General features: G+C 67.4%; 18 protein-coding genes, 1 tRNA gene and 2 pseudogenes. 7 read left to right on the forward strand and 14 right to left on the reverse strand.

Going from position 1 to position 24,255, the window contains the following annotated elements:
* Positions 1 to 101: 101 nt before the first annotated feature.
* The 8 genes and pseudogenes from RGU41_RS16540 to RGU41_RS16575 all read right to left on the reverse strand — a co-directional run bounded on the left by RGU41_RS16540 (position 102) and on the right by RGU41_RS16575 (position 11,084).
* Positions 102 to 1,763: an HNH endonuclease signature motif containing protein gene (locus RGU41_RS16540; protein WP_322136869.1), complete on the reverse strand. Its 1,662-nt coding sequence runs from the start codon at positions 1,761 to 1,763 to the stop codon at positions 102 to 104.
* A 339-nt stretch (positions 1,764 to 2,102) separates the two neighbouring features.
* On the reverse strand, positions 2,103 to 3,827 hold the full coding sequence (gene pknB / locus RGU41_RS16545) for a Stk1 family PASTA domain-containing Ser/Thr kinase (protein WP_134448582.1): 1,725 nt from the start codon (positions 3,825 to 3,827) through the stop codon (positions 2,103 to 2,105).
* A gap of 81 nt (positions 3,828 to 3,908) precedes the next feature.
* A pseudogene (locus tag RGU41_RS16550) lies at positions 3,909 to 5,637 on the reverse strand (serine/threonine protein kinase).
* Entirely contained in the window at positions 5,634 to 7,085 is a 1,452-nt protein-coding gene (locus RGU41_RS16555; RefSeq protein ID WP_134560834.1) for a peptidoglycan D,D-transpeptidase FtsI family protein, read from the reverse strand. The pseudogene RGU41_RS16550 and the gene RGU41_RS16555 overlap by 4 nt, the downstream one beginning before the upstream one ends.
* Entirely contained in the window at positions 7,085 to 8,485 is a 1,401-nt protein-coding gene (locus tag RGU41_RS16560; RefSeq protein ID WP_134448588.1) for an FtsW/RodA/SpoVE family cell cycle protein, read from the reverse strand. Before RGU41_RS16560 ends, RGU41_RS16555 begins: the two co-directional genes overlap by 1 nt.
* A complete protein-coding gene (locus RGU41_RS16565) occupies positions 8,478 to 9,707 on the reverse strand; it encodes a PP2C family protein-serine/threonine phosphatase (RefSeq protein ID WP_134448590.1) in 1,230 nt (409 codons plus the stop codon). The genes RGU41_RS16560 and RGU41_RS16565 overlap by 8 nt, the downstream gene beginning before the upstream one ends.
* 4 nt (positions 9,708 to 9,711) lie before the next feature.
* Positions 9,712 to 10,329 (reverse strand): FHA domain-containing protein, encoded by a 618-nt coding sequence (locus RGU41_RS16570; RefSeq protein ID WP_322136870.1) that lies wholly within the window; start codon positions 10,327 to 10,329, stop codon positions 9,712 to 9,714.
* Positions 10,326 to 11,084 (reverse strand): FhaA domain-containing protein, encoded by a 759-nt coding sequence (locus RGU41_RS16575; RefSeq protein WP_134560835.1) that lies wholly within the window; start codon positions 11,082 to 11,084, stop codon positions 10,326 to 10,328. Before RGU41_RS16575 ends, RGU41_RS16570 begins: the two co-directional genes overlap by 4 nt.
* 281 nt (positions 11,085 to 11,365) lie before the next feature.
* Between RGU41_RS16575 and RGU41_RS16580 the strand changes: the two genes are divergently transcribed.
* Positions 11,366 to 11,448: transfer RNA gene (locus RGU41_RS16580), tRNA-Leu, on the forward strand.
* Positions 11,449 to 11,545: 97 nt separating this feature from the next.
* Here the strand turns inward: RGU41_RS16580 and RGU41_RS16585 are convergent.
* From RGU41_RS16585 to RGU41_RS16595, 3 genes are all read right to left on the reverse strand, one after another.
* On the reverse strand, positions 11,546 to 12,871 hold the full coding sequence (locus RGU41_RS16585) for a ferredoxin reductase family protein (RefSeq protein ID WP_322136871.1): 1,326 nt from the start codon (positions 12,869 to 12,871) through the stop codon (positions 11,546 to 11,548).
* Entirely contained in the window at positions 12,868 to 13,086 is a 219-nt protein-coding gene (locus tag RGU41_RS16590) for a hypothetical protein (protein ID WP_134448596.1), read from the reverse strand. Before RGU41_RS16590 ends, RGU41_RS16585 begins: the two co-directional genes overlap by 4 nt.
* Positions 13,087 to 13,279: 193 nt before the next feature.
* On the reverse strand, positions 13,280 to 13,723 hold the full coding sequence (locus RGU41_RS16595) for a hypothetical protein (protein WP_322136872.1): 444 nt from the start codon (positions 13,721 to 13,723) through the stop codon (positions 13,280 to 13,282).
* A 337-nt stretch (positions 13,724 to 14,060) separates the two neighbouring features.
* On the opposite strand from RGU41_RS16595, the gene RGU41_RS16600 reads away from it, so the two are divergent.
* A complete protein-coding gene (locus tag RGU41_RS16600; RefSeq protein ID WP_322136873.1) occupies positions 14,061 to 14,594 on the forward strand; it encodes a DUF6611 family protein in 534 nt (177 codons plus the stop codon).
* Positions 14,595 to 14,619: 25 nt separating this feature from the next.
* Here RGU41_RS16600 and RGU41_RS16605 read toward each other — a convergent pair.
* Together RGU41_RS16605 and RGU41_RS16610 are read right to left on the reverse strand one after the other, a co-directional pair.
* Positions 14,620 to 16,334, reverse strand: a pseudogene (locus RGU41_RS16605) (ABC1 kinase family protein).
* 37 nt (positions 16,335 to 16,371) lie between these two features.
* Positions 16,372 to 16,941 carry a PadR family transcriptional regulator gene (locus RGU41_RS16610; RefSeq protein WP_134448604.1) on the reverse strand — a complete coding sequence of 190 codons (570 nt, stop codon included), beginning with the start codon at positions 16,939 to 16,941 and terminating at the stop codon, positions 16,372 to 16,374.
* Between the two features lie 249 nt (positions 16,942 to 17,190).
* Here RGU41_RS16610 and RGU41_RS16615 point away from each other — a divergent pair, with 249 nt between their 5' ends.
* The 5 genes from RGU41_RS16615 to RGU41_RS16635 are packed head-to-tail and all read left to right on the forward strand — an operon-like array spanning position 17,191 to position 23,779.
* Positions 17,191 to 18,471, forward strand: a complete 1,281-nt coding sequence (locus RGU41_RS16615) for an MFS transporter (RefSeq protein ID WP_416173162.1) — start codon at positions 17,191 to 17,193, stop codon at positions 18,469 to 18,471.
* Positions 18,468 to 19,244, forward strand: a complete 777-nt coding sequence (locus RGU41_RS16620; protein WP_322136875.1) for a sugar phosphate isomerase/epimerase family protein — start codon at positions 18,468 to 18,470, stop codon at positions 19,242 to 19,244. The genes RGU41_RS16615 and RGU41_RS16620 overlap by 4 nt, the downstream gene beginning before the upstream one ends.
* A gap of 10 nt (positions 19,245 to 19,254) precedes the next feature.
* Entirely contained in the window at positions 19,255 to 20,232 is a 978-nt protein-coding gene (locus RGU41_RS16625) for a sugar kinase (RefSeq protein WP_322136876.1), read from the forward strand.
* Positions 20,233 to 20,249: 17 nt separating this feature from the next.
* Positions 20,250 to 21,461 (forward strand): D-2-hydroxyacid dehydrogenase, encoded by a 1,212-nt coding sequence (locus RGU41_RS16630; protein ID WP_322136877.1) that lies wholly within the window; start codon positions 20,250 to 20,252, stop codon positions 21,459 to 21,461.
* Complete coding sequence (locus tag RGU41_RS16635) at positions 21,377 to 23,779, forward strand: excinuclease ABC subunit UvrA (RefSeq protein ID WP_322136878.1); 2,403 nt, start codon at positions 21,377 to 21,379, stop codon at positions 23,777 to 23,779. The genes RGU41_RS16630 and RGU41_RS16635 overlap by 85 nt, the downstream gene beginning before the upstream one ends.
* A 7-nt stretch (positions 23,780 to 23,786) precedes the next feature.
* Here RGU41_RS16635 and RGU41_RS16640 read toward each other — a convergent pair whose 3' ends face one another.
* Positions 23,787 to 24,197: a nitroreductase/quinone reductase family protein gene (locus tag RGU41_RS16640; RefSeq protein WP_134448616.1), complete on the reverse strand. Its 411-nt coding sequence runs from the start codon at positions 24,195 to 24,197 to the stop codon at positions 23,787 to 23,789.
* Positions 24,198 to 24,255: the final 58 nt, after the last annotated feature.

Raw genomic sequence — 24,255 nt, forward strand, 5'->3', positions numbered from 1 at the left:
GTAGTCCGAGCGGCTGTGCTCCGACATGAGGGGCCGCGGTCGCTCCGTTGTGGTGTTCGGTTCAAGGCTTCAACGGTTCAATGCCGGGCGGTCGCGCCTGGTCAGTCGCGGTTGGGTGGTCCGGTGAGGACCTGGTGTGCGCGGTGCCTGTTCGGTGGCCGCCAGAGCCGTTGCGGGTCGATGAGTCCGGGCGCCCGGACCTGGGGTGAGCCTTTCACCATGCGGATCTCCCACCCCGAGGTGTCGATCGTGTGGTGATGGAACCAGCAGAGCAGGACCCCGTTATCGACGGTCGTCGGGCCGTCCTTGGCCCAGGGCTTCACGTGGTGTACTTCGGCCCAGTGCGCCGGGGCTTTGCAGCCGGGGATGATGCAGCCGCCGTCCCGGGCGGTGATCGCCCGGCGTTGCGCCCGGTTGAAGTACCGTCGTTCCGGCCCGAGCTTGAGCACTTCGTTGTTCGCCCCGAACAGGACGCCTTGGAAGCCGCCGTCACAGATGCGCTGGTGCACCGTTTTGAGCGACACGGGGGCTTCGACGCCGTCGATCCACCCCACCCCGACCCCGGAGGCGAGGTCCGCCGCATTCACATGCACCATCACCGTCGGCGCCGACCCGCCCATCGACGGGGTGTCCGTGTCGCGGGCGGCGTGTTCGAACAGGGCCCGGAGGATGTCGGCGCGTTTCTCCCCGCCGGTGCGGGTATCCGCCCGCCGCTCCCGCAGCTCCGCTTCGATCACGTCCAGCTCCGGGCCCGTGTCGCTCTCGCCGTCCGCTGATTCGGCGCCGGGGATCATCTGCCCCGAATCCATCAGGGCCTGTTCCTCGGCGGTGGGGAACGCGGGCCGGGCGTGGAAGCTCAGGAAGGCGTCGAAGAGGGTGTTCATGATCCCGAACAGTTCCGGTGTCACCCCACCCTTCACCGGGTACAACCCGTTCTTGAGTTGGCCGAAGCCGATGTTGGACTTCGCCTCGAACAGGTCCTCGGTTGGGAGGACCCCGTCGGGGTCCAGGGCCGCCTGCCACTGCGCGACCATGCCCCGGATCAGGTCCGTCGTCACCGCGACACCGGCCCCGGCCAAATCCTCGGTCTCCGGGGTGATCAGCCCCGCCGCCGACGCGACCAGGGCCCGCTCCGCCGTCAACAGGTCATCCGGGGCCACCCGGTGACTGATCACCTGCAACCCCGCCACGATCAACTCCGCCGTCTCCACCCCGATCTGCCCCGCGGTCAGGGCGGCCCCGACAGTGGGGAACAAGGGCGGTAACCAGCTGCTCCCGCCGCACGGCCGCGGCAACACCGCGTCGCCGAGCTTCGTGCGGCGCTTGATCTCCCGGGCCGACACCCGTGTCACCCGGGTGAGGACATCCCACGGGCCCGTGCAGCCCATCTTCCAGGCCAGGCACTCGCGGCCGAGGACCCGGGCCCGCCGGTCCACATCCGTCGCCGTGTTCACCCGTGCCGCATCCACCGTCCGGCCGATGGCCTCCACTTCCTTCAGTGTCGTGACCGCTTCCGCGTCACTGAGCAGCCCCACTGGGATCGCCGCCAGGGCATCTGCGAGAGCCGAACGCGCTTCGGCGAGCCGGGCGACGGCATCCGCATGCACCGACGGCACCGACCCGCCCAGCCCTTCAGCGCCCTCGAAACCCTCGGCAACCGCGACCGAATGGGCCGACTCGACGCCTGCGATGGGCTGATCACCCGCGGCCCCGGAACCGGGTGTCTGCGGGGTGTGTGACTGGGGATCCGAAGCTCCTGCCATACCCCGATTCTACCCCGAATCGAACACAAAGACGAGATTTGTTCACATAATTCTATGTATATATACTCTATATTCACATCTGATGACGACGGGTGCAGGCTCGTGGTACCGAATTCAGGCGATCAGCCCGGGTGAGCGACACCTGCCCGCGGACCAGTGCGGTCAATCCAGCCGGGATACACGGATCTCCTGAATTCGACACACTCACCCTGCTCTGGGATCCTCCGCGCTCGGGCACGGCAGGCGTCACGGCGGCCAGCGCGCTGGACTGTGGGGCAGATGCGCTCGTGAGCTCTTTGCATCCCGAGCGGGAGGGAGGGTGGGGCAGAAAACGCGGCGTTAGCCTGCGCAGTAGGTGAGCGCCACCTGGGACTTCTGCTCCACGTCTCCGGGCGCCTGGGATTGCTTGGTGACCGGAGATCCGGGTTTCATGGCGCACGTGGCGTCTGGCGTCGGGATCGGCACAAGCTGTACGGACGGGGCCAGCAGGAGCTCGCTGGCCGCCTGAAGAGACTGGCCGACGAGGTTCGGCAGGGTGACGAGGCCGCTGGAGATGAAGATATCGACGGTGTCGCCGGTCTGGGCACTCCCCTGCAGCGCCGGGTCGGTGCGCAGCACAAGGTTGGGCGCGATCGTCGCAGAGTTCTCCTTGGTGATCGACCCTGGCAGGAGCCCGAGAGCGCTGATCGCGGCCTGGGCGTCGGCGATCGGCAGGTTCGTGACATCGGGCACCGTCACGGGCTGCGGACCCGTTGATACGTAGACCTTGATCACATCGGTCGGCTGGGCGATCGTTCCAGCGGGCGGGTCTGTTCGGGTGACCTTGTCCTTGGGGACCGTTGCGCTGGCCTCCTGAGCCATCGTGGCAGCGAGGTCGGACTCGATGAGGGTGTTCTGGGCGGTCTCGTAGCTCTGGCCGACCAACGAGGGCACCTTCCGGGAGTTATCCGGGAGGTCGCTGCTGGGGGTGAGGCTGAAGGCCCAGATCATCACGGAAAGCACGATCACGATCACGCTGAGGATGCCGGCCCAGATCCAGATGACCGGGGGCCGTCGCTGAGTGCGCACCATCGTGGCGTCCTCGGCGAGTTGCTTGAGCGCAAGCTCCGATCCGGAGGTCGCCGTGGGCGGTGCGCCGAAAAGGCTCGCGGTGGCTTCATCGACGGGGCGGTGCAGCGGGATCACGCCGGAGCCGGCGATCTCGACATCCGTTCGGAACTCGACGGCGCTCTGGTACCGGGCGAAACGGTCCTTTTCAAGGGCGCGCATCACGACGACGTCGAGTGCCGGGGAAACCTTGGGGTTGATCGAGCTCGGGGCGACCGGTGTCTCGCTGACGTGCTGGTAGGCGACGGCGACGGGTGTATCGCCGCGGAATGGCGCGCGGCCGGTGAGCATCTCGAAGAGAACGACGCCGGTGGAGTACAGGTCCGTGCGTGCGTCGACGGATTCTCCCTTGGCCTGCTCCGGGGAGAAATAGGATGCCGTGCCGAGGATCGCCGTGGTCTGGGCGACCGTCGTCGAGGAATCCGAGATGGCCCTGGCGATGCCGAAGTCCATCACCTTCACCTGGCCGGTCTTGGTGATCATGATGTTGCCGGGCTTGATGTCGCGATGAACGACACCCGCGCGGTGCGAGTATTCGAGCGCCGTCAGGACGCCGTCGATGATGCGCACGGCCTCGGTGGCCTGGACAGGGCCTTCGCGGATGATGTCCTTGAGCAGGCGTCCATCGACGAATTCCATCACGATGAACGGAATCTGCGATTCGAGGCCGCCGGGTTCTCCGACGGTCTCCTCGCCGGCGTCGAAGACACGCACGATCGTGGGGTGCGCCATCCGCGCCGCGGCCTGGGCCTCCTGGCGGAAGCGGGTGCGGAAGGCGGGATCGGCCGCGAGGGACGACTTCAGGAGTTTGATCGCAACCGTGCGGCCGAGCCGCGCGTCGGTGCCGATATGCACGTCGGACATGCCGCCGCGACCAATGAGTGCCCCCACTCGATAGCGACCTGCGAGCAGGCGGCCTTCATCACTCACAGACTCACTCCCACTCTTGTCGACCATTCGGCTCCAGGCATCGCCCCGGCTGAGGCAACCCTGGTTGCGCGGATCTTGGCTATTTTAGCTGACGTCCCTGCGTCAGTCTTACGGTGTCGCAGCGGTGATCGGCACCGCGGTGGAGGACGGCGACCAGGCTGAGGCGACCTGTCCGCAGTAGTACAGGTACTTGACGGTCATCGATCCGACCGGGCCGGCGACGACGGTCGCCGTGGTGACATCGGCGCCCGTCGGGTTCGCGGATTGCACGGTGCCGCCCGTCACCTCGAGCTTGTACCCGGCCAGGGTCTGGCCACTGGGGCACGATTGCGCGACCCAGGTGTAGGTCACCGTCTTGCCGCTGGCGACGGTGGTCGTGGTCGTCGTCGGAGCGGCGCTCGGGGCGTCGGGTACGACGGCCGGAGCGTAGACCGTGACCGTGATCTTCTCGCCCTTCTTGACCGGGCCGGTGGGGTTGACCGAGTAGACCGTGTCTGCAACCTGCGTTGCCGGGTCGACCGAGGCCTTGCCCGTGACGACGTCGGCGACGAAGCCCAGAGACTGGAGCATGGTGCGGGCTTCCCCGCTGGTCTTACCGATGAAATCGGACTCGGTTACTTCCGCCGTGGTGGGCGTCGGCCGTCGGAGTCGGCGTCGGCGTGGGCGTCGGAGTGGCGCTCGGCGTCTTCGAGGGAGTGGGCGACGGGGTGCTCGACGTGCTCGACGTCGTGACGGGGGTGCTTCCGCTGTTCTGCTGGGAAACGAACGCGACAATGCCACCGATGAGAACAAGGGCCAGCAGTGCGATCAGGGCGATGAGAGGCCAGGTCCAGGGGCTGCGCTTCTTCTTCGCGGCCTCCTCGGCCGCTGCCGCGGACGCGCGCGTGACGGGCGGCAGCCCGGAGGGAAGCAGCGTGGTCGCCTGCGCGTTCGCACCGGCACCGGGCATGAGCATGGTCGCCATGGTGGGGGTGACCCCGTTCATGACGGCAGGTACGGAAGCGGCCGCGAGGGCCACATCACCGCGGCGCAGGGCGGTCGCGGCCCTGGCGAGGTGGGCTGCGGATGCCGGGCGATCCGCCGGGTTCTTCGCGAGGCAGGAGATGACGAGGTTGCGGACCGGCTCGGAGACGGTGTCGGGCAGGTCAGGGGCGATCTCGTTGATCTGCGCCATCGCGATGGCCACCTGGGACTCGCCCGTGAACGGGCGGCGTCCGGCGAGGCACTCGTATGCCACGATCCCCAGTGAGTAGATGTCGGTCGTCGGCGACGCTGAGCGACCGCTGGCCTGTTCGGGCGAGAGGTACTGCACGGTGCCCATGACCTGGCCGGTGGCGGTCAGTGGAACCTGGTCCGCGATGCGGGCGATGCCGAAGTCGGTGATCTTGACGCGGCCGTCGGGGGTGATCAGCAGGTTCCCGGGCTTGATGTCCCGGTGCACCAGTCCCGCGGCGTGCGCGGCGTGCAGGGCGGATGCCGTCTGCGCGACGATGTCGAGGACCTTGTCGGTCGGCAGGACGTGCTCGCGCTCGAGGATCGTCGACAGGGCTTCGCCGGGTACGAGTTCCATGACGAGGAACGCGCTTCCGTCTTCTTCGCCGTAGTCGAAGACATTGGCGATGCCTTCGTGGTTGACGAGAGCGGCGTGACGAGCCTCGGCGCGGAAGCGCTCGAGGAAGCCCGGGTCACCGAGGTACTCGTCTTTCAAGATCTTGATGGCGACGGTACGACCGATTACGAGGTCGACGGACTGCCAGACCTCGCCCATTCCGCCGATGGCGATCCGGGACTTCAGTTCGTAGCGTCCCCCGAAGGTGAGCCCTGCTGTGGGTCTCATTTGTTCAGCACCGCCTCTAGTACCTGCTTTGCAACGGGTGCGGCGAGCAAATTGCCGTACCCCTTCTGGCCAAGACCTCCGCCATCCTCGACGAGGACGGTGATCGCGTATTTTGGATCTTCTGCGGGAGCAAAACCGGTGAACCAGAGTGTGTATGGCTCGTCAGTTCCGTTCTCGGCCGTACCCGTTTTTCCCGCCACGTTGACCCCGTCTATTCTTGCATTGCTCGCCGCGCCATCCGCGACGTCGTTGACCATCATCTGGGTCATCGTGGCCGCGGTTGCGGCGCTGATCACCTGTTTCACCGTCTTCGGCGTAAAGCTTTCGAGAGGGCTGAGATTGGGGGCGATGATTTCCTCCACCAGGTTCGGCGCCATCTGGACTCCGCCGTTTGCGATCGTCGCAGACACCATCGCCATCTGCAGGGGCGTTGCGCGCACTTCGTACTGCCCGAATGCCGAAAGTGCGGTCTGCGCGTCGTCGAGGACCGTGGGGTACACGCTCGTCGCGACGTCGAGGGGAACCGAGTAGCTCGTGTTGAACCCGTACTTCTCGGCCATCTCCCGGATGGCCGTCGACCCGAGCTGCAGCCCGAGCTCCGCCATGGGGATGTTGCAGGACAGGCGCAGCGCGGTGGCGATCGTGACCGTGTCGCCGCTGCCGCAGGTGCCGCCACCGGAATTGATCACGATCGACGAGCTGCCCGGCAGCGTGAAGGTCGCCAGGTTCGGGAAGGCGCTGTCGGGGGTGAACTTGCCCGATTCGATGGCAGCGGATGCGACGACGAGCTTGAAGACGGAGCCGGGAGGGTTGAGGGCATCGATGGACCGGTTGATGAGGGGGTTGCCCGGGTCGTTCACGAGGCTCTGGTACGTGCCGGTGACGGCCTCGCTGTCGTGCACGGCGAGCAGGTTCGGGTCGTAGCTCGGCTTGGACACCATGGCCAGGATCCGGCCGGTCTTCGGCTCGGTGACGATGACGGCACCGGTGAGGTTCCCGAGGGCATCCCAGGCGGCCTGCTGGGCGACCGGGTCGATCGTGACCTCGACCGATGCGCCCTTGGAGACCTGGCCGGTGACGAGGGAGTTCATCTGGTCGAAGAACTGGGAGTCCGAGGTGCCGCTGAGCTCGCCGTTGAGCGCGTGCTCGAGCCCGGTGGCCGCGCCATTGACGGGCAGGAACCCCGTGACAGGGGCGTAGAGCGCGGCCTTGCTGTACGTGCGCAGGTACTTGTAGTTGTCATCGGTCGGGACAGACTGTGCGATCGGGGTGCCCGCAACCAGGATGGCGCCGCGCTCGACCATGTAGCTGTCGTAGAGCGTGCGGGTATTGCGTGAGTCTGCGGACAGGCTTTCGGCCTGGAAGACCTGGATGATCGTCGTCGAGCTCAGCAGGGCGACGAACATCAGCATGACGACAATGCTGACGCGCTTGAGTTCGCGATTCATCAGACCACCAGCCTGGGTTGGTTGCGGATGGTGTCGGACAGGCGCAGCAGGAGCGCGACGATGATCCAGTTGGCGACGAGCGATGACCCGCCGGCCGCGAGGAAGGGTGTCGTGAGCCCCGTGAGCGGAATGACCCTGGTGACACCGCCGATCACGATGAAGCACTGGAGGGCGACGACGAAGGAGAGCCCGACGCCGAGGAGCTTGCCGAAGTCGTCGTGCCCGGCGAAGCCGATGCGGATGCCGCGGGCCACGAAGAGCAGGTACAGGGCCAGGATCGCGAACAGCCCGGCGAGGCCGAGTTCTTCGCCGAGGCTCGCGATGATGTAGTCGCTCTGCGGAACCGGGGTGATTTCGGGGCGTCCCTGGCCGAGGCCGGTGCCGAGAAGGCCGCCCTTGGCGAGCCCGAACAAGCCCTGGACGAGCTGGTAGCTCCCGCCGTCTGCGTTGTAGACGTCGGGGTTGAGCGCATCGAGCCAGTTCTGGAACCGGCCGTGCACGTAGTCGAGGGTCTGGCTGGCGATGATCGCGCCGCCGATGAAGAGGGTCATGCCGAGCAGGACCCAGCTGAGCCGGCCGGTCGCGATGTAGAGCATGACGAGGAACAGCCCGAAGTAGAGCAGCGCTGTTCCGAGATCGCGCTGGAAGATGATGACCGACATCGAGAGGGCCCAGAGAACCAGGATCGGACCGAGGTCGCGCAGCCGCGGGAACTTCATCCAGAGCACCCGGCGGCCGACCATCGACAGGCTGTCCCGGTTGCGGACCAGATAGCCGGCGAAGAAGATCGCGAGGGCGATCTTTGCGATCTCACCGGGCTGGAAGGTTGCGAAGGAGCCGATTCCGATCCAGACCCTGGCACCGCTGACCTCGCGGCCGAGGCCGGGGACGAGCGGGAGGAGGAGCAGGACGACCGCGACGAACCCGGACACGTAGGTGTAGCGGAAGAGCACCCGGTGGTTGCGGATGACGAGCATCACCGTGATGGCGCAGGCGATCGCCAGGCCGCTCCACACGGTCTGGCGCACCGCGGCACTGTCCCAGCCGGCGTCTCCATTGGCGATGTCGATGCGGTAGATCATCGCAATTCCGATGCCGTTCAGGAGCGTGGCGATCGGCAGGATGAACGGGTCGGCGTCCCGCGCCACGAAGCGCAGGACGATGTGCAGGCAGAGCACGAGGCCGGACAACCCTGCGCCCAGCACGACGAGGGTCGTATCGATGTGCCCGAGCGCCCCGAGCTGGACGAGCACGACGGCCGAGGCGTTGATCCCGCACGCGACGATGAGCAGGAACAGTTCGACGTTCCGCATCTTCTGCGGCAGGTGCAGTCGCCGCGTGCTGCCGGGCTTGGACTTCGGAGCGCGCGTGGGGGCATCCGTTGCCCGCGCGTTACTCATTCTTCGCCTTCGTCAGGCGCTCGACCACGAGGCGGGCCTCATCGAGCGACGCTGCGCTGATGGTCTGCTCGACCTGCTGCCGGTCGTAGACGCGCAGGTCGGTGACCTGGAGCGGGGTCTCCTCGTAGACGGAGTGGAGGGAGATGGGCCCGAGGTCCTGTTGCACGCCGCGGAAGATCGCGACCGTGCTGCCCTCGACGCCGACGTAGTACCGCGTCTGGGTCCACTGGTAGCCGAGGATTCCGCCGCCGACGAGGGCGACGATGAGCAGGATGACGCCGGCGAGCCAGGTGGCCTTGCGGCGGCGGGCGCGGCGGGCATCCTCCTCGATGAGTTCGGTGAGGTAGTCCTGGGAATCGGGTTCGAAGTGGGTCTCGCGAACGGGGTGCAGGCGCAGGCTCGACATCCGCAGGGCACGGCTGCGTCCGGGTTCCTCGCCGAAGGCCAGCGGTGCGGATGCCGACCCGACGACGATGGGGGTGTCGATGCGTTGGTCCGGCGCGCCGATGTCGACGACGACGATCGTGACGTTGTCAGGGGCTCCGCCGTCGAGGCTCTCCTTGACGAGTCGGTCGGCGACGCCCTGCGGGTCGAGCTCGCTCGAGAGTGCGGCCGCGATGCTCGTGTTGGAGACGACGCCGCTCAGTCCGTCAGAGCAGATCAGCCAGCGGTCGCCGGCGAAGGTCGCGAGGATCGAGGTGTCGATCTCGGGGGCGGCCTCGACGTCTCCGAGCACGCGCATCAGGACCGAGCGGCGCGGGTGCACCATCGCCTCCTGCTCGGTGATGCGGCCGCTGTCAACGAGGCGCTGCACGAAGGTGTGGTCGATCGTGATCTGGGAGAGCTCGCCCTGGCGCAGGAGGTAGATGCGTGAGTCGCCGATGTGGGCGATCGCGACCTCGTCGTTGAGCACGATCAGGGCGCTGACGGTCGTGCCCATTCCCGTCAGCTCGGTGTGCTCGTAGACCGTCTCGGCGAGGAGGGAGTTCGCCGCGATGAGGGCGGCCTGGAGTGCGAATTCGGCGTCCTGCGGGCTCTGGTAGTCCCGGTCGGCCTCGATGATGCGCTTGGTCGCGATCGCGGAGGCGACGTCGCCTCCCGCGTGCCCGCCCATGCCGTCTGCGACGAGGAACAGGTGCTGGCCGGAGTAGCCGGAGTCCTGGTTGTTGGACCGGATCTTTCCAACGTGGGACGCGGCCGCGCTGTGACTGACTGTCGCCATGGACCTACCGCCGAAGCTCGAAGCTGGTCGCGCCGATCTTGACGGTGGTGTTCAAGGGGACAGGTGTCGGAACCGCGAGGCGTACGCCCGCGAGGAAGGTGCCGTTTGTCGAATCGAGATCCTGGATCATCCACTTGTCATTCCACAGCATCAGCCGGGCATGGTGGGTCGACGTGTAGTCGTCGCGAATGACGAGGCTTGAATCGGCGGAGCGACCGATCGTGACCGAATCCACGGTCAACGGGAATTCGGTGCCGGCCTTCGGGCCGGAGGTGATCACGAGCCTGGTCGCGTTCTGGGCGGTGGCCTTGTCGCCGGGGCCGAGGTCGTCCTTCTCGGCGTGCGCCGAGAACTGTTCCGTCGGTGCCGCAGCGGATGCCGCCGGCGGCTGGACGAAGGCGGGAGCGGCCTGCATCACCGGTGCCGCGGCCGGCACGGCCGACGGGAATGCTGCGGCGAGTCCTGCGGACGCCACCGCGGGGGCGCCGTCCTTGGGCTGCTTGCGGACTCTCTGGCCGAAGAGGTCGCTGCGGAGGGCATAGACGATGCCGAAGATGAAGAGCCAGAGCACGAGAAGGAACCCGAGCCGCAGGACGAGCAGGGTCAGCTCGCTGACATTCATGCGGAGGGCCCCCAGAATCCGCCCATGTCGTGGCGCTCGTGCGGTGCGGCCGGCAGATCGGAGCGCTGGTCGGCAGCGGGAGCATCCGCGTGGGCCTGGGCGAGCACCCGGAAGACGATGCGGGTGCGGCCGATGGTGATGACCGAATCCGGTTCGAGGATCGCCTGCTTGACGGCGACACCGTTGAGCTGGGATCCATTCGTGGAGCCGAGGTCGCGCACCTGCGCACGGGCGCCGTCCCAGGTGATCTCGACGTGGCGGCGGGAGGTGCCGGTGTCGTCGATGGTGATGTCGGCATCCGTGCCGCGACCGATGACCGTGGTCGACTTGCGGAGCGGGTACCGCTTGCCGCCGACATCGACGACGGGCGTCCAGGTGACGCTGCCCTTGACGGTGGACGAGTCGATCTGGACCATGCCCTCGCTGAGGCCGCGGTCGTCGGAGAGGCTGATCGAGATGCCGCCGGCGAACTGGTAGCGCTGCTCGTTGCCGTGCTGCTGGACCAGGTCGGTGAGCTCGTCGATGAGTGCGGGTCCGAGGTTGGTCATGCGCTGGAAGTCGGTGTGGCTCATGCGGACGGTGAAGCGATTGGGCGCGAGGATGCGGTCGCGGGACACCACAGCTGCCTTGGTGTCCAGTTCGCGACGCAGCGCGGAGGTGATCTCCACCGGCTGTAGTCCCGACTTGAAGGTCTTGGCGAATGCGCCGTTTACGGCGCGCTCAAGGCCCTTTTCAAAGTTATCCAGAATGCCCACAGGTCTCCCGATCCGATCCTTTCGGCTATCAGCATGTTACTTGCCTCGCGTGTTAACTCGCCCGCCGGGCACATGGAACCGGAATTGTCATCCTACGGGAGGCGGCTATGGGCACGGAGGTGGGTCCGTTTCTGTCCGGCCAGGAGGCAGTCTCGCATGACTCGCGTCCGAGAGGGTCACGAGACGGCAAACGGGGCGGATGCTGCGCGCCCCTTCCCGCCTCGCCCGGCGGCTGGACGAATGGCATTCGCACCCCGAATAGTGCTAGCCTCTCTAAGTTCGCGCGAGTGGCGGAATTGGCAGACGCGCTGGCTTCAGGTGCCAGTGTTCGAAAGGACGTGGGGGTTCAAGTCCCCCTCGCGCACAGTGGGTTGAATGATCCAGTCGGACAAGAAAGGCCCCCGGGTAACCGGGGGCCTTTCGTCGTTTTCGAGCGGACGCAGGCGACTCTGGCTGCGCCGTTAGAACGCGAAGACTTCCTCGTGCAGGCGGGCAGGCGGATGTCCGGCGTCCTTCAGCGCCGACCGGACAGCCCTGGACAGACCGCGCGATGCGCACACGTAGACGTCGCGGGCAGCGACGTCGGGGACGAGCCGAGTCAGGTTCGCACCGGTCATGCTGTCCCGGGGATCTGTGGACGGCCCGATCATCCACACGATCGAGGCACCGCGCAACCGGGCGATTTCCTCGAGTTCGTCGCGGAAGATCACGTCATCGTCCCGGGAGGCCCGGTAGAGGAGGGTCAGGGAGCCGTCGCCGACCTCGAGCTCTTCGAAGAGTGCGCGCATCGGTGTGATCCCAACGCCGCCGGCGATGAGCAGAACGGATTCACGAGTGCGTTTCCGGTGCGTCATGGCCCCGTACGGCCCCTCGGCGAGCACGCGCGTGCCCGGCCGGAGGGAGTGAAGCGTGTGACTGCCGTTCCCGAGCGCCTTTACGGTGATTCGAAGCAGGTCATCGCCGGGAGGCGCAGACAGCGAGAAGGGATGCGCGGAGCGCCAGACCCCCGGCGCCAGAAATCGCCAGCGGAAGAACTGACCCGCTTCGACGCGCAGTTCGTCGATGTGCCGCCCGCGCAGAATGACGCTCACGACGCCGTCCGCCTCGGGCACCAGGCGTTCGATCCGGAGGCGGTGGCGCCAGGCGTGCTCCAGCGGCTTGAGAACGCGGTAGCGGAGCACCAGGCCCAGTGCGGATACGAAGAACAGGGTCCAGGCGATCTGGAGCCCGGGCCTGCCGGCAAGGTCGGGCCCGGCCAGTTCGTGCGTGAACGAGAGCGCCAGGGCGATATAGCTGAGCAGGTGGATGCCGTGCCACGTCTCGTAGGAGACCGAGCGCCGGGCTGCCCGCACCGACATGACCGCGATCACGCCGAACAGGACCGTCCCGGCGGTCGCGGCCACCAGCCCGGGCATGCCCAGGACGGCGAGGGATGCCGTGAAGGCATCTTCCCAGTGGCTGAGCATCCAGGAATGCACGGCCGCGACCGCATGAATCACCAGGAGGACGATGAAGGCGCGACCGCCGACGCCGTGCCAGCGGGCGAGCCGGTCGGCACCGATCGAGCGTTCGAGCAACGGTGCGCGCGACATCAGGACCACCATCACCGTGACGACATATCCGGCCAGGAATCCGGTGGTGTGAGCGAGGATGGCCGAGTCGAACTGGACAGGAAACCGGACGTCGACGAAGGCGAGTGCCGCAGACAGGACGGCGCCGATCACGATCAGTGTCTTGATGAGCGCGGCCGCAACGGGCGGCCGGGGCGATTGTCGATGACCGGTCACGGCCGGCTGTCCGGCACGATCGCCGGCGCAGCCGGGGAGACCGCCGGGGCAGCAGTGACCATGGCCGCCGCCGATGCGGTCATCACGACCACGACGGCAAGGGACGTAAGCCAGTTCAGCGCGGTCCACGCGCTGCGGGAGACGCGGGAGGCGTTCACTCGGTGGTGGGGTGCAGCCGGTCCGCGAGTGCGCCGGTGGGCCGGAACTGAGGTCATGGTCCTTCCTCCAGGGTGAGAGCACACGAGCGGAACTTTCCTCATCGGGCGACCGGAGGTGACGACGGTGCTTCGATGCGTCTTGTGCGAAAACTGCCTCCAATTGTGGTTCACATCCCGAAATTCAGGCAGTGATCGGGTAGATCCACACGAGATCCACAGTTTCATGAGGATTGCTCAGCTCGGCTGATTCCTAAGGTTTAGCGTCCGGATTGACGATGAGGAAGTCACTCAGACGGGTCCACCCCTCGGGAACTTCGTCGTTGCTCTCGATGACCCGTGCTCCGCCGGTGCCGCTTCCAGACGTCCACATTCCGTCTGCGGAACCGCAGAACGAATTCGAAGGACCGTCCGGCAGTTTTGCCACCATCAGGCAGAAGCCCGGGGTGCCTCGTTGCGGATCCGTGTACTTGGAGACGAAATAGCTCACATCTCTGGTGGTGCCGACGAACCGACTGGAAGCGGCATCGAGGCCGTCACTTGAAGCCTTGAGCGCCGAGGGAAGTGCGTCTTCGGGACCGGGTTTCTGCGCAAGGAACAGCCGGATCTCCGTGGTGGAGTCGTTGGCGACACAACTCGTCAGGCCGAGGCACGATGCACAGACCAATGCTGCCGCGATCCAGGCTCTGCTGGTCACTCTGAGACGAATCATGGCTAGCCCCCGCTTGAACCCACGCTGTAGTCTTCGTGGGAAACCTAGCATGGCATCGGCCGATATTGTCGGTCCGACCAGCAACTTACATCACCGAGCGGAGGACTCGCTCCCGTCCGCATTTGTGGCGAAGGTGAACCCATTGAGCCGAGATGGCTGTGGTGGCGGATGACGGCACGCCCAACATCCGGCTGCTTGCCTGGACGGGAGTAGCGCGAGCGTAGTGAATCCGTAGGGAAACTCCGTTTCGGCGCATGGATTCCGTAAGGATGGCGCGGCCCCCTGCGCCCGGGATGACGCTGGATTGGTGAACAGCGCTCGAATGGACCTCTCGGAACTCACGCTCAGCCGGTGGCTCTCGCCACTCCTCGACGGACGCTGCCGCTGGGGCAGCTACACGGTTTCGGCCGGTCGCTACGGCAGCACGAGCCAGCGGCTCGTGCTGTATCCGGCGGGGATCTCCGCACGGCAGCGCCGACGGGTTCGCGTGTGGCGCGGTTGGACGGTGCTCGGCCTGGTGGCCGTGTTCGGAGAGTTCGTAACGCTTGTTGAGGCGGGCGCACCGAGACTCCTGGTGATCACGGCCTGCATCGGGTTTTACGTCGCGAGCACCCTTGCTGTCGCCCATGCCGCCGGATCGATTCGTCGAGGCGTCCTCGAGCTGACCGTCGTGAGCTCCAGCCTCGCCCCCGACACGCGACTCTCCGCAGAGTCCCGCTATCTGGCGGGGCTCGCTTCGACGCTGTTGATCGCCGAGGAGTCACTCGCCTGCGGAGCGTCGTCGCCTGCCGATCACGAACTGGTGTGGTCGTCCGCGTACTCCGATGCCCAGCGTCACCTCGGTGCCGGGCGGTGACGTCGGCCGGGACTTCGACAGCTCCCTAGGGCAGGGGTCCTCGGCGGGCGACGGCGCCGGCGAGGGTGGCGTGGAGGAGCGGAAGCACGGACACGGCCATGAGCACCGTTCCGAAGACGACGTCGTCGGCACGGAGCAGGATGCCGCCGATCAGCAGGGCTGTGAAGAGGACCGCAGAGATGATCCGCCGTCCCGTTCGCTCGAGACTGCCCAGGCGGCGCTCGAGCCGTGGGGTCTGCACCGTGAGGTTGCCGTCTTCGACCCGCGTGATCAGGGTATCGAGCCGCTGGGGCAGCCGGGCGATGAGTCCTGCGGCCGCCACCGTGCGCTTCGCGAGATCCTGCACCAGGTTTCCGCCTTCGGCCCGGATCAGCTGTGCGGAGTACGGCTCGACGGCGTTCCAGATGTTGAAGGCCGGGTCGAGCGAACTGCACATCCCGCTGGTCAGCGACATCGCGCGCACGATGAGCAGGAAGTTCTCCGGCAGCTGGACCGGCAGGGTGCGCACCACATCACCGAATTCGTTCGCGAAGGCGCGGAACTCGCGCGGATCGACCTCCTGCAGTTCGGCGAAGCCCATCCCGCCGAAACGCGCGAACAGCGCCGTCAGCGCCCTCTCGAGTTCCGCGGTGTCCGCGGAGGGCAGGAGCACGCCCACCTCGCGAATGCCGTCCACCATGCCCTTGCCGTTGCGGGACGCGGCGGCGATGAGCAGGTTCCGGAGACCGCGACGCAGCGCGTCGGGTACCTCGCCCATCATTCCGAAGTCGATGAACGTGAACTTCCAGGCCCGGCCTGGAGCATCCGCTGTTGTGGCCGCATCCGCGGTGGCGAGGGGGTGACGAAGATATTGCCCGGGTGCGGGTCGGCGTGGAAATAGCCGTTGACGAAGAGCTGGTCGAACATGACCGCCGCGAACTCGGTGGCGACTTCAGACGGATCGATGCCTGCCGCCCTGAGCCCATCGACGTCATTGATCTTGATGGCCGTGACGTCCTGCAGGGTCAGCACCCGCCGCGTCGTTCGCTCCCACACGAGCTCGGGAACGCTGACGCGGGCGTCGTCGGCGAAGTTCCCCGCGAACCGTTCCGCGCTCGCGGCCTCGTGCAGGTAGTCGATCTCCTCGAGGCTCGTCACCGCGAACTCCTCGACGAGGACGGGCATGTCGACCCGATCCGAAACGAGGCGAATGTGGCTGAGCCAGCCGGCGACGCGGCGAAGGGCCCGGAGGTCGACGTCGACGATCGCACCGATGCCCGGCCGCTGGATCTTCACGACGACGTCCAGCAGGCCGGTCTCGGCAGCATCCATTTCCGAGAGCCGCGCGCGGTGGACCTGACCGAGGGATGCCGCGGCGAGAGGGGTCGGGTCGACGAACGAGAACGCGCGCTCGAGTGTCACCCCCAATTCGGACTCGGCGAGGGCCCGGATGGCCGGGAACGGCACGGCCGGGACCTCGTCCTGCAGGCCCTCGAGCTCCTTGGTGATCTCGGGCGGCAGCACGTCGAGCCGGGACGACATGAACTGGCCGACCTTGATCATGAGGCCACCCAGGTCGACCGCGAGCACGTGGAAGCGCTGCGCGATGCGCTGGAGCCGCGCCGACCGGTTGCGCGCCGAGAGCCGGGCGAGTCCGATCCGGGGCAGGAACAGTTCGTACCACCAGGTCTGCACCAGGTACCGCGCGGCGAACCGCAGGATCCGGCGGTAGCGGGCGCGCATGTTCCCGTCGTCGGTCATCGGATCTCCTTGACGCCGGCGTGCTTCGGGCACTCGTTCAATCCTGGGCGAGGATGGAGTACAACTGGCGACGCGCCTCGTCGAGCACGGCGACGGCCTTGTCCACCTGCTCCGGGCTGCCGGAGCGCCCGACCTGCGCGGCGGCCTGGGCCAGGCCGATTCCCGCCTTGGGCAGTGCGGTCGCCCGGCCGCTGTCGCGGGCACTCGGGGCCTCCCAGGGGGCGGAGGTCTCGGCTGCGGCATCCGCTACCGCGCGGCCCTCGTCCGTGAGCGCGTAGGTCTTGCGACCGTTGGCCTCCTCGGCCGTGATGAAACCCTCGTCGGCGAGCAGCTGGAGCGCCGGATACACCGAGCCGGGGCTCGGCTTCCACGCCCCGTTGCTGCGCTCCTCGATCTCGTGGATGATCTGGTAGCCGTGCATCGGCTGCTCCAGGAGGAGCGCGAGCACCGCGGCACGGACGTCGCCGCGCCCGACCCTCGTGCCGACCTTCTGTTCGAACTGCCCGCGCAACTGCTCCATCGCTTCCCAGATGGCGTTTCCGGCCCAACCTTCGCCCGGTCCGCCCTTGCGACCCGGGAATCCGTCTCCCATAAATGAACCACTCATGATGACCTCCTCAGCGCCGTAACAGAGCTCGACGATACCTAACGATATAACGTTCAACTCTGATCTCGAGCTGGATTTCACGGCGGCGCGCCCGTGTGTCGCGCGGGTTCTCAGCCGGAGCAGTCCTGAGCGTAGGCTCATTCCGTCAGGGCAAACGCTGTTCCGCCCAATGGAATATGTGTTGGTGTGCCCTGCGGTAGTTCTCAAGGAAGAGATTCAGTTCATGAGCGAGAAACTCGCATCATCCCGATGGTCACGGCTCATGCCGGTCATCTTCATCACCTACAGCCTGGCCTACCTGGACCTGTCTCGAATTACAGTCTGGGCGCCGCCGCGGGGATGGCGAAAGACCTCAACATCACGGCCAGCGCCTCGGCCTTCCTTGCAGCCCTGTTCTTCCTCGGCTACTTCTTCTTCCAGGTGCCGAGCGCGAGTTACGCGCAACGGCGGAGCGCGAAGAAGCTGATCTTCTACGCGCTGATCCTGTGGGGCATCCTGGCCAGCTGCATCGGCATCGTCACGAACATCTGGGTGCTATTCGTCATCCGGTTCGCGATCGGTATCGTCGAGGCGGCCATCATGCCCGCGATGCTCATCCTGCTCAGTAACTGGTTCACCAGCGGCGAACGCTCCAAAGCCAATACCGTCCTGATCCTCGGCAACCCGGTGACCATGCTCTGGATGTCGGTGGTGTCGGGCTATCTGGTGTCGCACTTCAGCTGGCGCTGGATGTTCATCATCGAAGGCCTGCCCGCGATCATCTGGGCGTTCGTCTGGCTGCGTATGATCGACAACTCCCCGAACGACGCGAAGTGGCTGTCCGCAGGCCAGAAGAAGGACATCAACGACGAATTCGCCCGGGAACAGGTCGGACTGCACGCCGTGCCGAACTACCGCGAGGCATTCAAGCAGAAGGCCGTCATCCAGCTCTGCATCCAGTACTTCTTCTGGAGCATCGGCGTCTACGGCTTCGTCATGTGGCTCCCCTCGATCATCAAGACCGCGTCGTCCTTCGACATCGTGATCATCGGCTGGCTCACCGCCATCCCGTACCTGCTCGCGACCGTGCTGATGGTGGTCGCCTCGTTCTTCTCCGACCGGCTCCTGAAGCGGAAGCTCTTCATCTGGCCGTTCCTCCTGGTGGCGGCGGTCGCGTTCTACGCCTCCTACCTCGTCGGGACGTCCAACTTCTGGCTGTCGTTCATCCTGCTCGTGATCGCCGGCGGCGCTATGTACGCCCCGTACGGGCCGTTCTTCGCGATCGTCCCCGAGATCCTGCCGAAGAACGTCGCGGGCGGCGCGATGGCCCTCGTCAACAGCTTCGGCGCACTCGGATCCTTCGCAGGGGCCTACTTCGTCGGCTTCCTCAATAACGTCACCGGGTCGAACGATGCGTCCTATATCTTCATGGCCCTGTCACTGATCATCGCGGTCGTGTTCACGATCGTGGTGAAGGCCGTCTCGACGCCGGACTTCAAGCTGCAGGGCACCATCCCCGCGGCATCGCCCAGCGCATCGGCACTCCAGTGAGCGGCTCCCGACCGGTGTTCGTCAACACCATGGTCTACAAAGAGGCCCTCGACGTGTCCACCACGGTCCAGGCCGACCTCGTCGCCGAGGTACTCGCGCTCGGGGCCACCGGAATCGAGATCCGCCGAGAGTACCTCTCGCCCGAGCCTGCGGCCCGGCACGAAGAACTCCTGACGATCGCCGGCCTGGCGACCGAGGCCGGACTCGAGGTCTACTACTCCGTTCCCGAGTCGCTCTTCGTGGACGGTGAGGCCTCTCCTCTCCTGACCGGCTACCTTGACGAAGCGGCGATGCTCGGAGCTCTCAGCGTCAAGCTGAACATCGGCGAGCCCGGTGACGAGCTGGCAGGGCTCGGGCGCCTTGTCGAGGCCCTGCTGGCGGCATCCGCCCGGGTCACGATCGAGAACGACCAGACCGCGCGGAACGGGCGACTGGATGTCGTGGCTGCGCTCCTCCGCGACCTGCGGGCCCAGAACGTTCCGATCGGGTACACGTTCGATGCCGGAAACTGGCTCTGGGCGGGCGTTGACCCGGTCGCCGCCGCCCGGGAACTCGGACGATACGCGACGGTCCTCCACCTGAAGGACATCGGCCGCCTCGGTGGGCTGCACTCCGTGCTGCTCGACGAGGGCGACGTCGACTGGCGTTCCGTGCTCCGCGAGATCGGGACCCACGTGCCCGTCGTGCTCGAATACCCGATCCCCGATCGGGCCACCGCGGCGAGCGAACTGGCGAAGATCCGCCGGGTCCTCGCCGAACCGACCAGCGACTGAACGGAACCACATGCCCAGCACTGTCCAGAGGGACTTCGACGTCGTCACCTTCGGCGAGATCATGGCGATGTTCGTCGCGGAGGAGTCCGGTCCGCTCGCCCGGGTCGACCGCTTCACCCGCAGGCTGGCGGGCGCGGAATTCAATGTCGCCGTCGGTCTGCGGCGGCTCGGCCACAGCGTCGGGTTCATCACGCGTCTCGGCACGGACCCGTTCGGTGAATTCGTCCTGCAGCAGCTCGAGGCGAACGGCATCGATGTCGGCCAGGTCGACCTGCACGCGAGCGAACCGACCGGGTTCCAGCTGAAGAACCGGCCGGGCGAGGACGAAGACCCGCTCGTGGTCTACTTCCGGTCGCACTCAGCGGCACGTACGCTCGCGCCCACCGAGGCGACGGCCGCTTACGTGCGCCGTGCCGGGCATGTGCACCTGACCGGGATCCCGCTCGCGATCGGCGACGGACCGCGGCACCTCGCCGCCCAGGCCGTCGATGTTGCACGTGAAACCGGCGCGACGGTGAGTTTCGATCCGAACCTGCGCCCCAGCCTCTGGGCCGACACCGCGGAAATGGTGCGCGCGATCAATGAGATCGCCGTGCAGGCGGACTGGGTGCTGCCCGGCACGAGCGAAGGGCACATCCTCACCGGGGAGACCACCCCGGCCGGAATCGCCCGCTGGTACCTCGATCGCGGCGTGAAGGTCGTCGCGGTCAAGGCCGGTTCCCGCGGCGCCGAACTCTTCGCCGCGGACGGGACGCACGCGAGCTGCCCGCCGTTCTCGGTGTCTGTCGTCGACACGGTCGGCGCGGGCGACGGCTTCTCCGCTGGACTCCTCAGTGCGGCCCTCGACGGGCTCTCACTCGCCGACTGGGTGCACCGTGCCGGCGCGGTCGGCGCGCTGGCCACGACGTCGCGCGGTGACCAGGAGGGGCTGCCCGACCGGGCCGGACTCGCTACATTCCTCGAGGCGCATGCGCCGGCATCCATTTGATCAGGGAGACTGACAGCATGACCACCACCGCAACGCTCCGCGTCGTTGTCGCGACCCCGCTGAGCGAGGAGCTCTGCCGGCTGATCGAGCGGGCGGAACCCCGCATCGAGCTCGTGCGTGACCAGGCCCTGCTGCCGCCGATGCGCCGCCCTGCCGACTACCGCGGCGACCCCGCCTTCCGGCGCACCGCCGGACAGCAGGCCGACTTCGAGCGGATGCTCGACTCGGCCGACGTGCTCTTCGGCATCCCCGACGTGAACCCGGTCGCCCTTCGCCGAACCGTTGAGGCGAATCCGGGACTCCGCTGGGTGCAGGTGATGGCGGCGGGCGGCGGCTCGCAGGTCAAGTCCGCAGGCCTCGGTCAGGCCGATCTCGACCGGGTGGTCTTCACGACCTCGGCCGGGGTGCACGGCGGCCCGCTCGCCGAATTCGCGATCTTCGGCATCATGGCCGGAGCGAAGCAGCTGCCCGTGCTCCAAAGCGACCAGCGCGCGCACGCGTGGCCGGAGCGCAGGGCCCTCGGCCAGGTGCGCGACCAGACGGTGCTCGTCATCGGGCTGGGCGGAGTGGGGCGCGAGGTCGCCCGGCTCGCGAAGGGGCTCGGGATGCGTGTGATCGGGACGAGCAGGGACGACCTGCCCGTTCCCTTCGTCGACGAGCTGATCCGAACGGAGGACCTCGCGGCCGGAGCCGCGAGCGCGGACGCGATCGTCGTCGCCCTGCCGGGAACGGCCGCGACCCTGAAACTTGTCGGCGAGAACGTCTTCGGCGCGGTCCGGCCGGGAACGACCTTCGTCAGCATCGGGCGTGGCACCGTCGTGGACGAGGACGCCCTCATCCGTGCCCTCGAGTCTGGCCGGATCGGCTTCGCCGCCCTCGACGTGTTCGCGAAGGAACCGCTCGACACCGCGAGCGCGCTCTGGGACTTCCCGAACGTCGTGATCAGCCCCCACACCGCCGCCCTCGACGCCGAGGAGGAACGCCGGATCGCCGAGCTCTTCGCCGACAACGCGACCCGGTTCCTCGACGGCCTCCCCTCCGCCACATCGTCAACACGGTCGAGTTCTACTGAGTCGATCGTTCCCAGGCCTGGCCTGCTGTCCGAATCGGCGCGCAGTCAGGTGCGGCGACTAGGGTCGGACGGATGCATACTCCGACCTCGTCTCTCCCCTCCGTCTCTCCCACCCCCGGTTTCGTGCGGGTGCGGGGAGCCAGGGAGAACAACCTGAGGGATGTCGACGTCGACGTGCCCCGCGACGCGATCGTCGCGTTCACCGGCGTCTCCGGTTCCGGCAAGTCGTCGCTCGCCTTCGGCACGATCTTCGCAGAGGCCCAGCGCCGGTTCCTCGAATCGGTGGCCCCGTACGCCCGCCGACTGATCCAGCAGGGCCACACCCCGCAGGTGGACGAGATCACGGGCCTCCCTCCCGCGGTCGCCCTGCAGCAGCGGCGCGGCACGCCGAGTTCGCGGTCCACGGTCGGCACCCTGACGACCCTGTCGAATTCACTGCGCATGATGTATTCCCGTGCGGGCACGTACCCGGCGGATGCGCCCAGGCTCGAATCGGACTCCTTCTCCCCGAATACCGTGGCCGGGGCGTGCCCGCGCTGCCACGGGCTCGGAATCGCGCACCTCCCGACGCGCGCGAGCCTCGTGCCCGACGGGACCCTCAGCATCCGCGAGGGCGCCGTCGCGGCGTGGCCGGGCGCCTGGCAGGGCAAGAACCTCCGCGACATCCTGATCGCCCTCGGCTACGACGTCGACGTGCCGTGGAACGACCTCCCCGCTGAGAGCAGGGACTGGATCCTTTTCACCGAGGAGCAGCCCGTCGTGGAGATAACGCCGCAGCGCGACCGGGTCGCCAAGCCGTACCAGGGCCGGTTCTGGAGTGCGCGCAGCTACGTCCTGCACACCCTCGCCGACTCGCAGAGCCAGAGTCAGCGGGAGCGCGCGCTCCGGTTCGTGGAGTCCGGACCCTGCTCGCTCTGCGACGGGAGCGGACTCACCCCGGCCGCCCTCGCCGTGACGGTGGCCGGGCTCTCCATCTCCCAGCTGGCCGGGCTGCCGCTCACCACCCTCGCCGAGACCCTCCGCCCGCTCACGCAGGCCGGTTCCGCCGGGCGCGGCGAGGCATCCGCCGGGGTCGAAGCCACGATCAGCCGCGACCTGCTCGCGCGCATCGAGGTGCTGGTCGATCTCGGCCTCGGCTACCTCAGCCTCTCGCGCTCCACCCCGACGCTCTCGCCCGGTGAGATGCAGCGCCTCCGGATCGCGACCCAGTTGAGGTCTGGACTCTTCGGCGTCGTCTACGTGCTCGACGAGCCCTCTGCGGGTCTGCACCCCGCCGACGCCGAACCCCTCCTCGTCGTGCTCGAGCAGCTCAAGTCCTCCGGCAACTCCGTCTTCGTCGTCGAACACAACATGGACGTCGTGCGCGCCGCCGACTGGGTCATCGACGTCGGTCCGCACGCAGGAACCGGCGGCGGCGAGGTGCTCTACAGCGGTCCGGTCGGCGGGCTCGCCGGGGTCCCGGAGTCGGTGACACGGCGGTTCCTGTTCCCCGCTTCCGACACGACGGATGCCGCGGTCCCGGCGCCGGCGCGGAGGGAACCACACGCCTGGCTCGGCCTGCGCGGGGTCAACGTGCACAACCTTCAGGATCTCGACGCCGAGTTCCCGCTCGGGCTCCTCACCGCGGTCACTGGCGTTTCCGGATCGGGAAAATCATCTCTGATCAGCCAGATCGTCGCCGATGACCCGGTTGACCGCCTCGTCACCGTCGACCAGAAGCCGATCGGACGCACTCCCCGCTCGAACCTCGCCACCTATACCGGCCTGTTCGACGCGGTCCGCGCGGCCTTCGCGGCCACCCCCGCAGCCCGCAGCCGCGGCTTCGGGGCGGGACGCTTCTCCTTCAACGTCGCCGGCGGCCGCTGCGAGACCTGCCTCGGGGAGGGCTCCGTCACCGTTGAACTCCTCTTCCTCCCCGGCAGCTACGCCCTGTGCCCGGCGTGCCACGGTTCCCGGTACAACCCGGAGACCCTCGAGGTCGACTACCGCGGCAAGACCATCGCAGAGGTCCTCGGGCTCAGCGTCGATGATGCCGCCGGGTTCCTCGCCGACGTGCCTGCGGCCGCCCGCAGCCTCGAGACCCTCCGCGAGGTCGGCCTCGGCTACGTCCGCCTCGGCCAGCCCGCCACAGAGCTCTCCGGTGGGGAAGCCCAGCGCATCAAGCTCGCCTCCGAGCTCCAGCGTGCCCGCCGCGGCCACACCCTGTACCTGCTCGACGAACCGACAACGGGCCTGCACCCGGCGGATGTGCAGCTCCTGCTCGCCCAGCTGAACCGGCTGGTCGACGCAGGCAACACCGTCGTCGTTGTCGAACACAACCTCGACGTCATCGCGGCGGCCGACTGGGTGATCGACCTCGGCCCGTCCGGAGGGGACGCTGGCGGCCGTATCCTCGTGGCCGGTCCGCCGGAGGTCGTCGCCACCCACGCCGAGAGCAGGACGGCCCCCTATCTCGAGCGGCGACTGCAGGCGTAGGCGACGCTCAGGCGTTTCGGACCAGCCGGAGCACCGGAATCCGGCGTTCGACGGCCCGCTCCTGGTAGCCGGCGAAGCCGGGCGCGAGGGCGATGATCTTCGCCCAGGCTCTGGCGTGCTCGTCGCCGTCCAAATCGGTCGCGGTGACCGCGACCGTCCCTTCCGGGGTCTCGATGGAGGTCTCCGGGTGCGAGAGCAGGTTGAAGTACCAGGCCGGGTGCTGGGGCCGGCCGCCGGCGGAGGCGACCACGAGCCAGGCGTCCCCGTCGCGGATGGACATCACCGGGCTGACGCGCTCGGCACCCGTGCGCGCCCCGGTCGTGTGCAGGAGCACGAGGTTGGACCCGAACCCGGCCGTGGTGACATGACCGTTGTTCTCCCGGAACTCCGAGATGATCTGTTCGTTGAAGTCGCTCACTAGACTGCCTCTCGTCGACGAGCTGCCGGTGCAGGGATTTTACAACGGGAAGAGGATC

It is taken from the genome of Cryobacterium sp. 10C3, assembly GCF_034314285.1.
In the GTDB taxonomy this organism is placed as follows: Bacteria; Actinomycetota; Actinomycetes; order Actinomycetales; family Microbacteriaceae; genus Cryobacterium; species Cryobacterium glucosi.

Excerpts from the sequence above, each read along its gene's own strand:
- RGU41_RS16560 (WP_134448588.1), bottom strand. The coding sequence starts at position 8,485 with ATGAGTAACGCGCGGGCAACGGATGCCCCCACGCGCGCTCCGAAGTCC.
- RGU41_RS16610 (WP_134448604.1), bottom strand. The coding sequence starts at position 16,941 with ATGAGTGGTTCATTTATGGGAGACGGATTCCCGGGTCGCAAGGGCGGA.
- RGU41_RS16590 (WP_134448596.1), bottom strand. The coding sequence starts at position 13,086 with ATGACCTCAGTTCCGGCCCACCGGCGCACTCGCGGACCGGCTGCACCC.
- RGU41_RS16635 (WP_322136878.1), top strand. The coding sequence starts at position 21,377 with ATGCATACTCCGACCTCGTCTCTCCCCTCCGTCTCTCCCACCCCCGGT.
- RGU41_RS16555 (WP_134560834.1), bottom strand. The coding sequence starts at position 7,085 with ATGAATCGCGAACTCAAGCGCGTCAGCATTGTCGTCATGCTGATGTTC.
- RGU41_RS16540 (WP_322136869.1), bottom strand. The coding sequence starts at position 1,763 with ATGGCAGGAGCTTCGGATCCCCAGTCACACACCCCGCAGACACCCGGT.
- RGU41_RS16565 (WP_134448590.1), bottom strand. The coding sequence starts at position 9,707 with ATGGCGACAGTCAGTCACAGCGCGGCCGCGTCCCACGTTGGAAAGATC.
- pknB (WP_134448582.1), bottom strand. The coding sequence starts at position 3,827 with ATGGTCGACAAGAGTGGGAGTGAGTCTGTGAGTGATGAAGGCCGCCTG.
- RGU41_RS16570 (WP_322136870.1), bottom strand. The coding sequence starts at position 10,329 with ATGAATGTCAGCGAGCTGACCCTGCTCGTCCTGCGGCTCGGGTTCCTT.
- RGU41_RS16625 (WP_322136876.1), top strand. The coding sequence starts at position 19,255 with ATGCCCAGCACTGTCCAGAGGGACTTCGACGTCGTCACCTTCGGCGAG.
- RGU41_RS16630 (WP_322136877.1), top strand. The coding sequence starts at position 20,250 with ATGACCACCACCGCAACGCTCCGCGTCGTTGTCGCGACCCCGCTGAGC.
- RGU41_RS16600 (WP_322136873.1), top strand. The coding sequence starts at position 14,061 with ATGGACCTCTCGGAACTCACGCTCAGCCGGTGGCTCTCGCCACTCCTC.
- RGU41_RS16615 (WP_416173162.1), top strand. The coding sequence starts at position 17,191 with ATGGTCACGGCTCATGCCGGTCATCTTCATCACCTACAGCCTGGCCTA.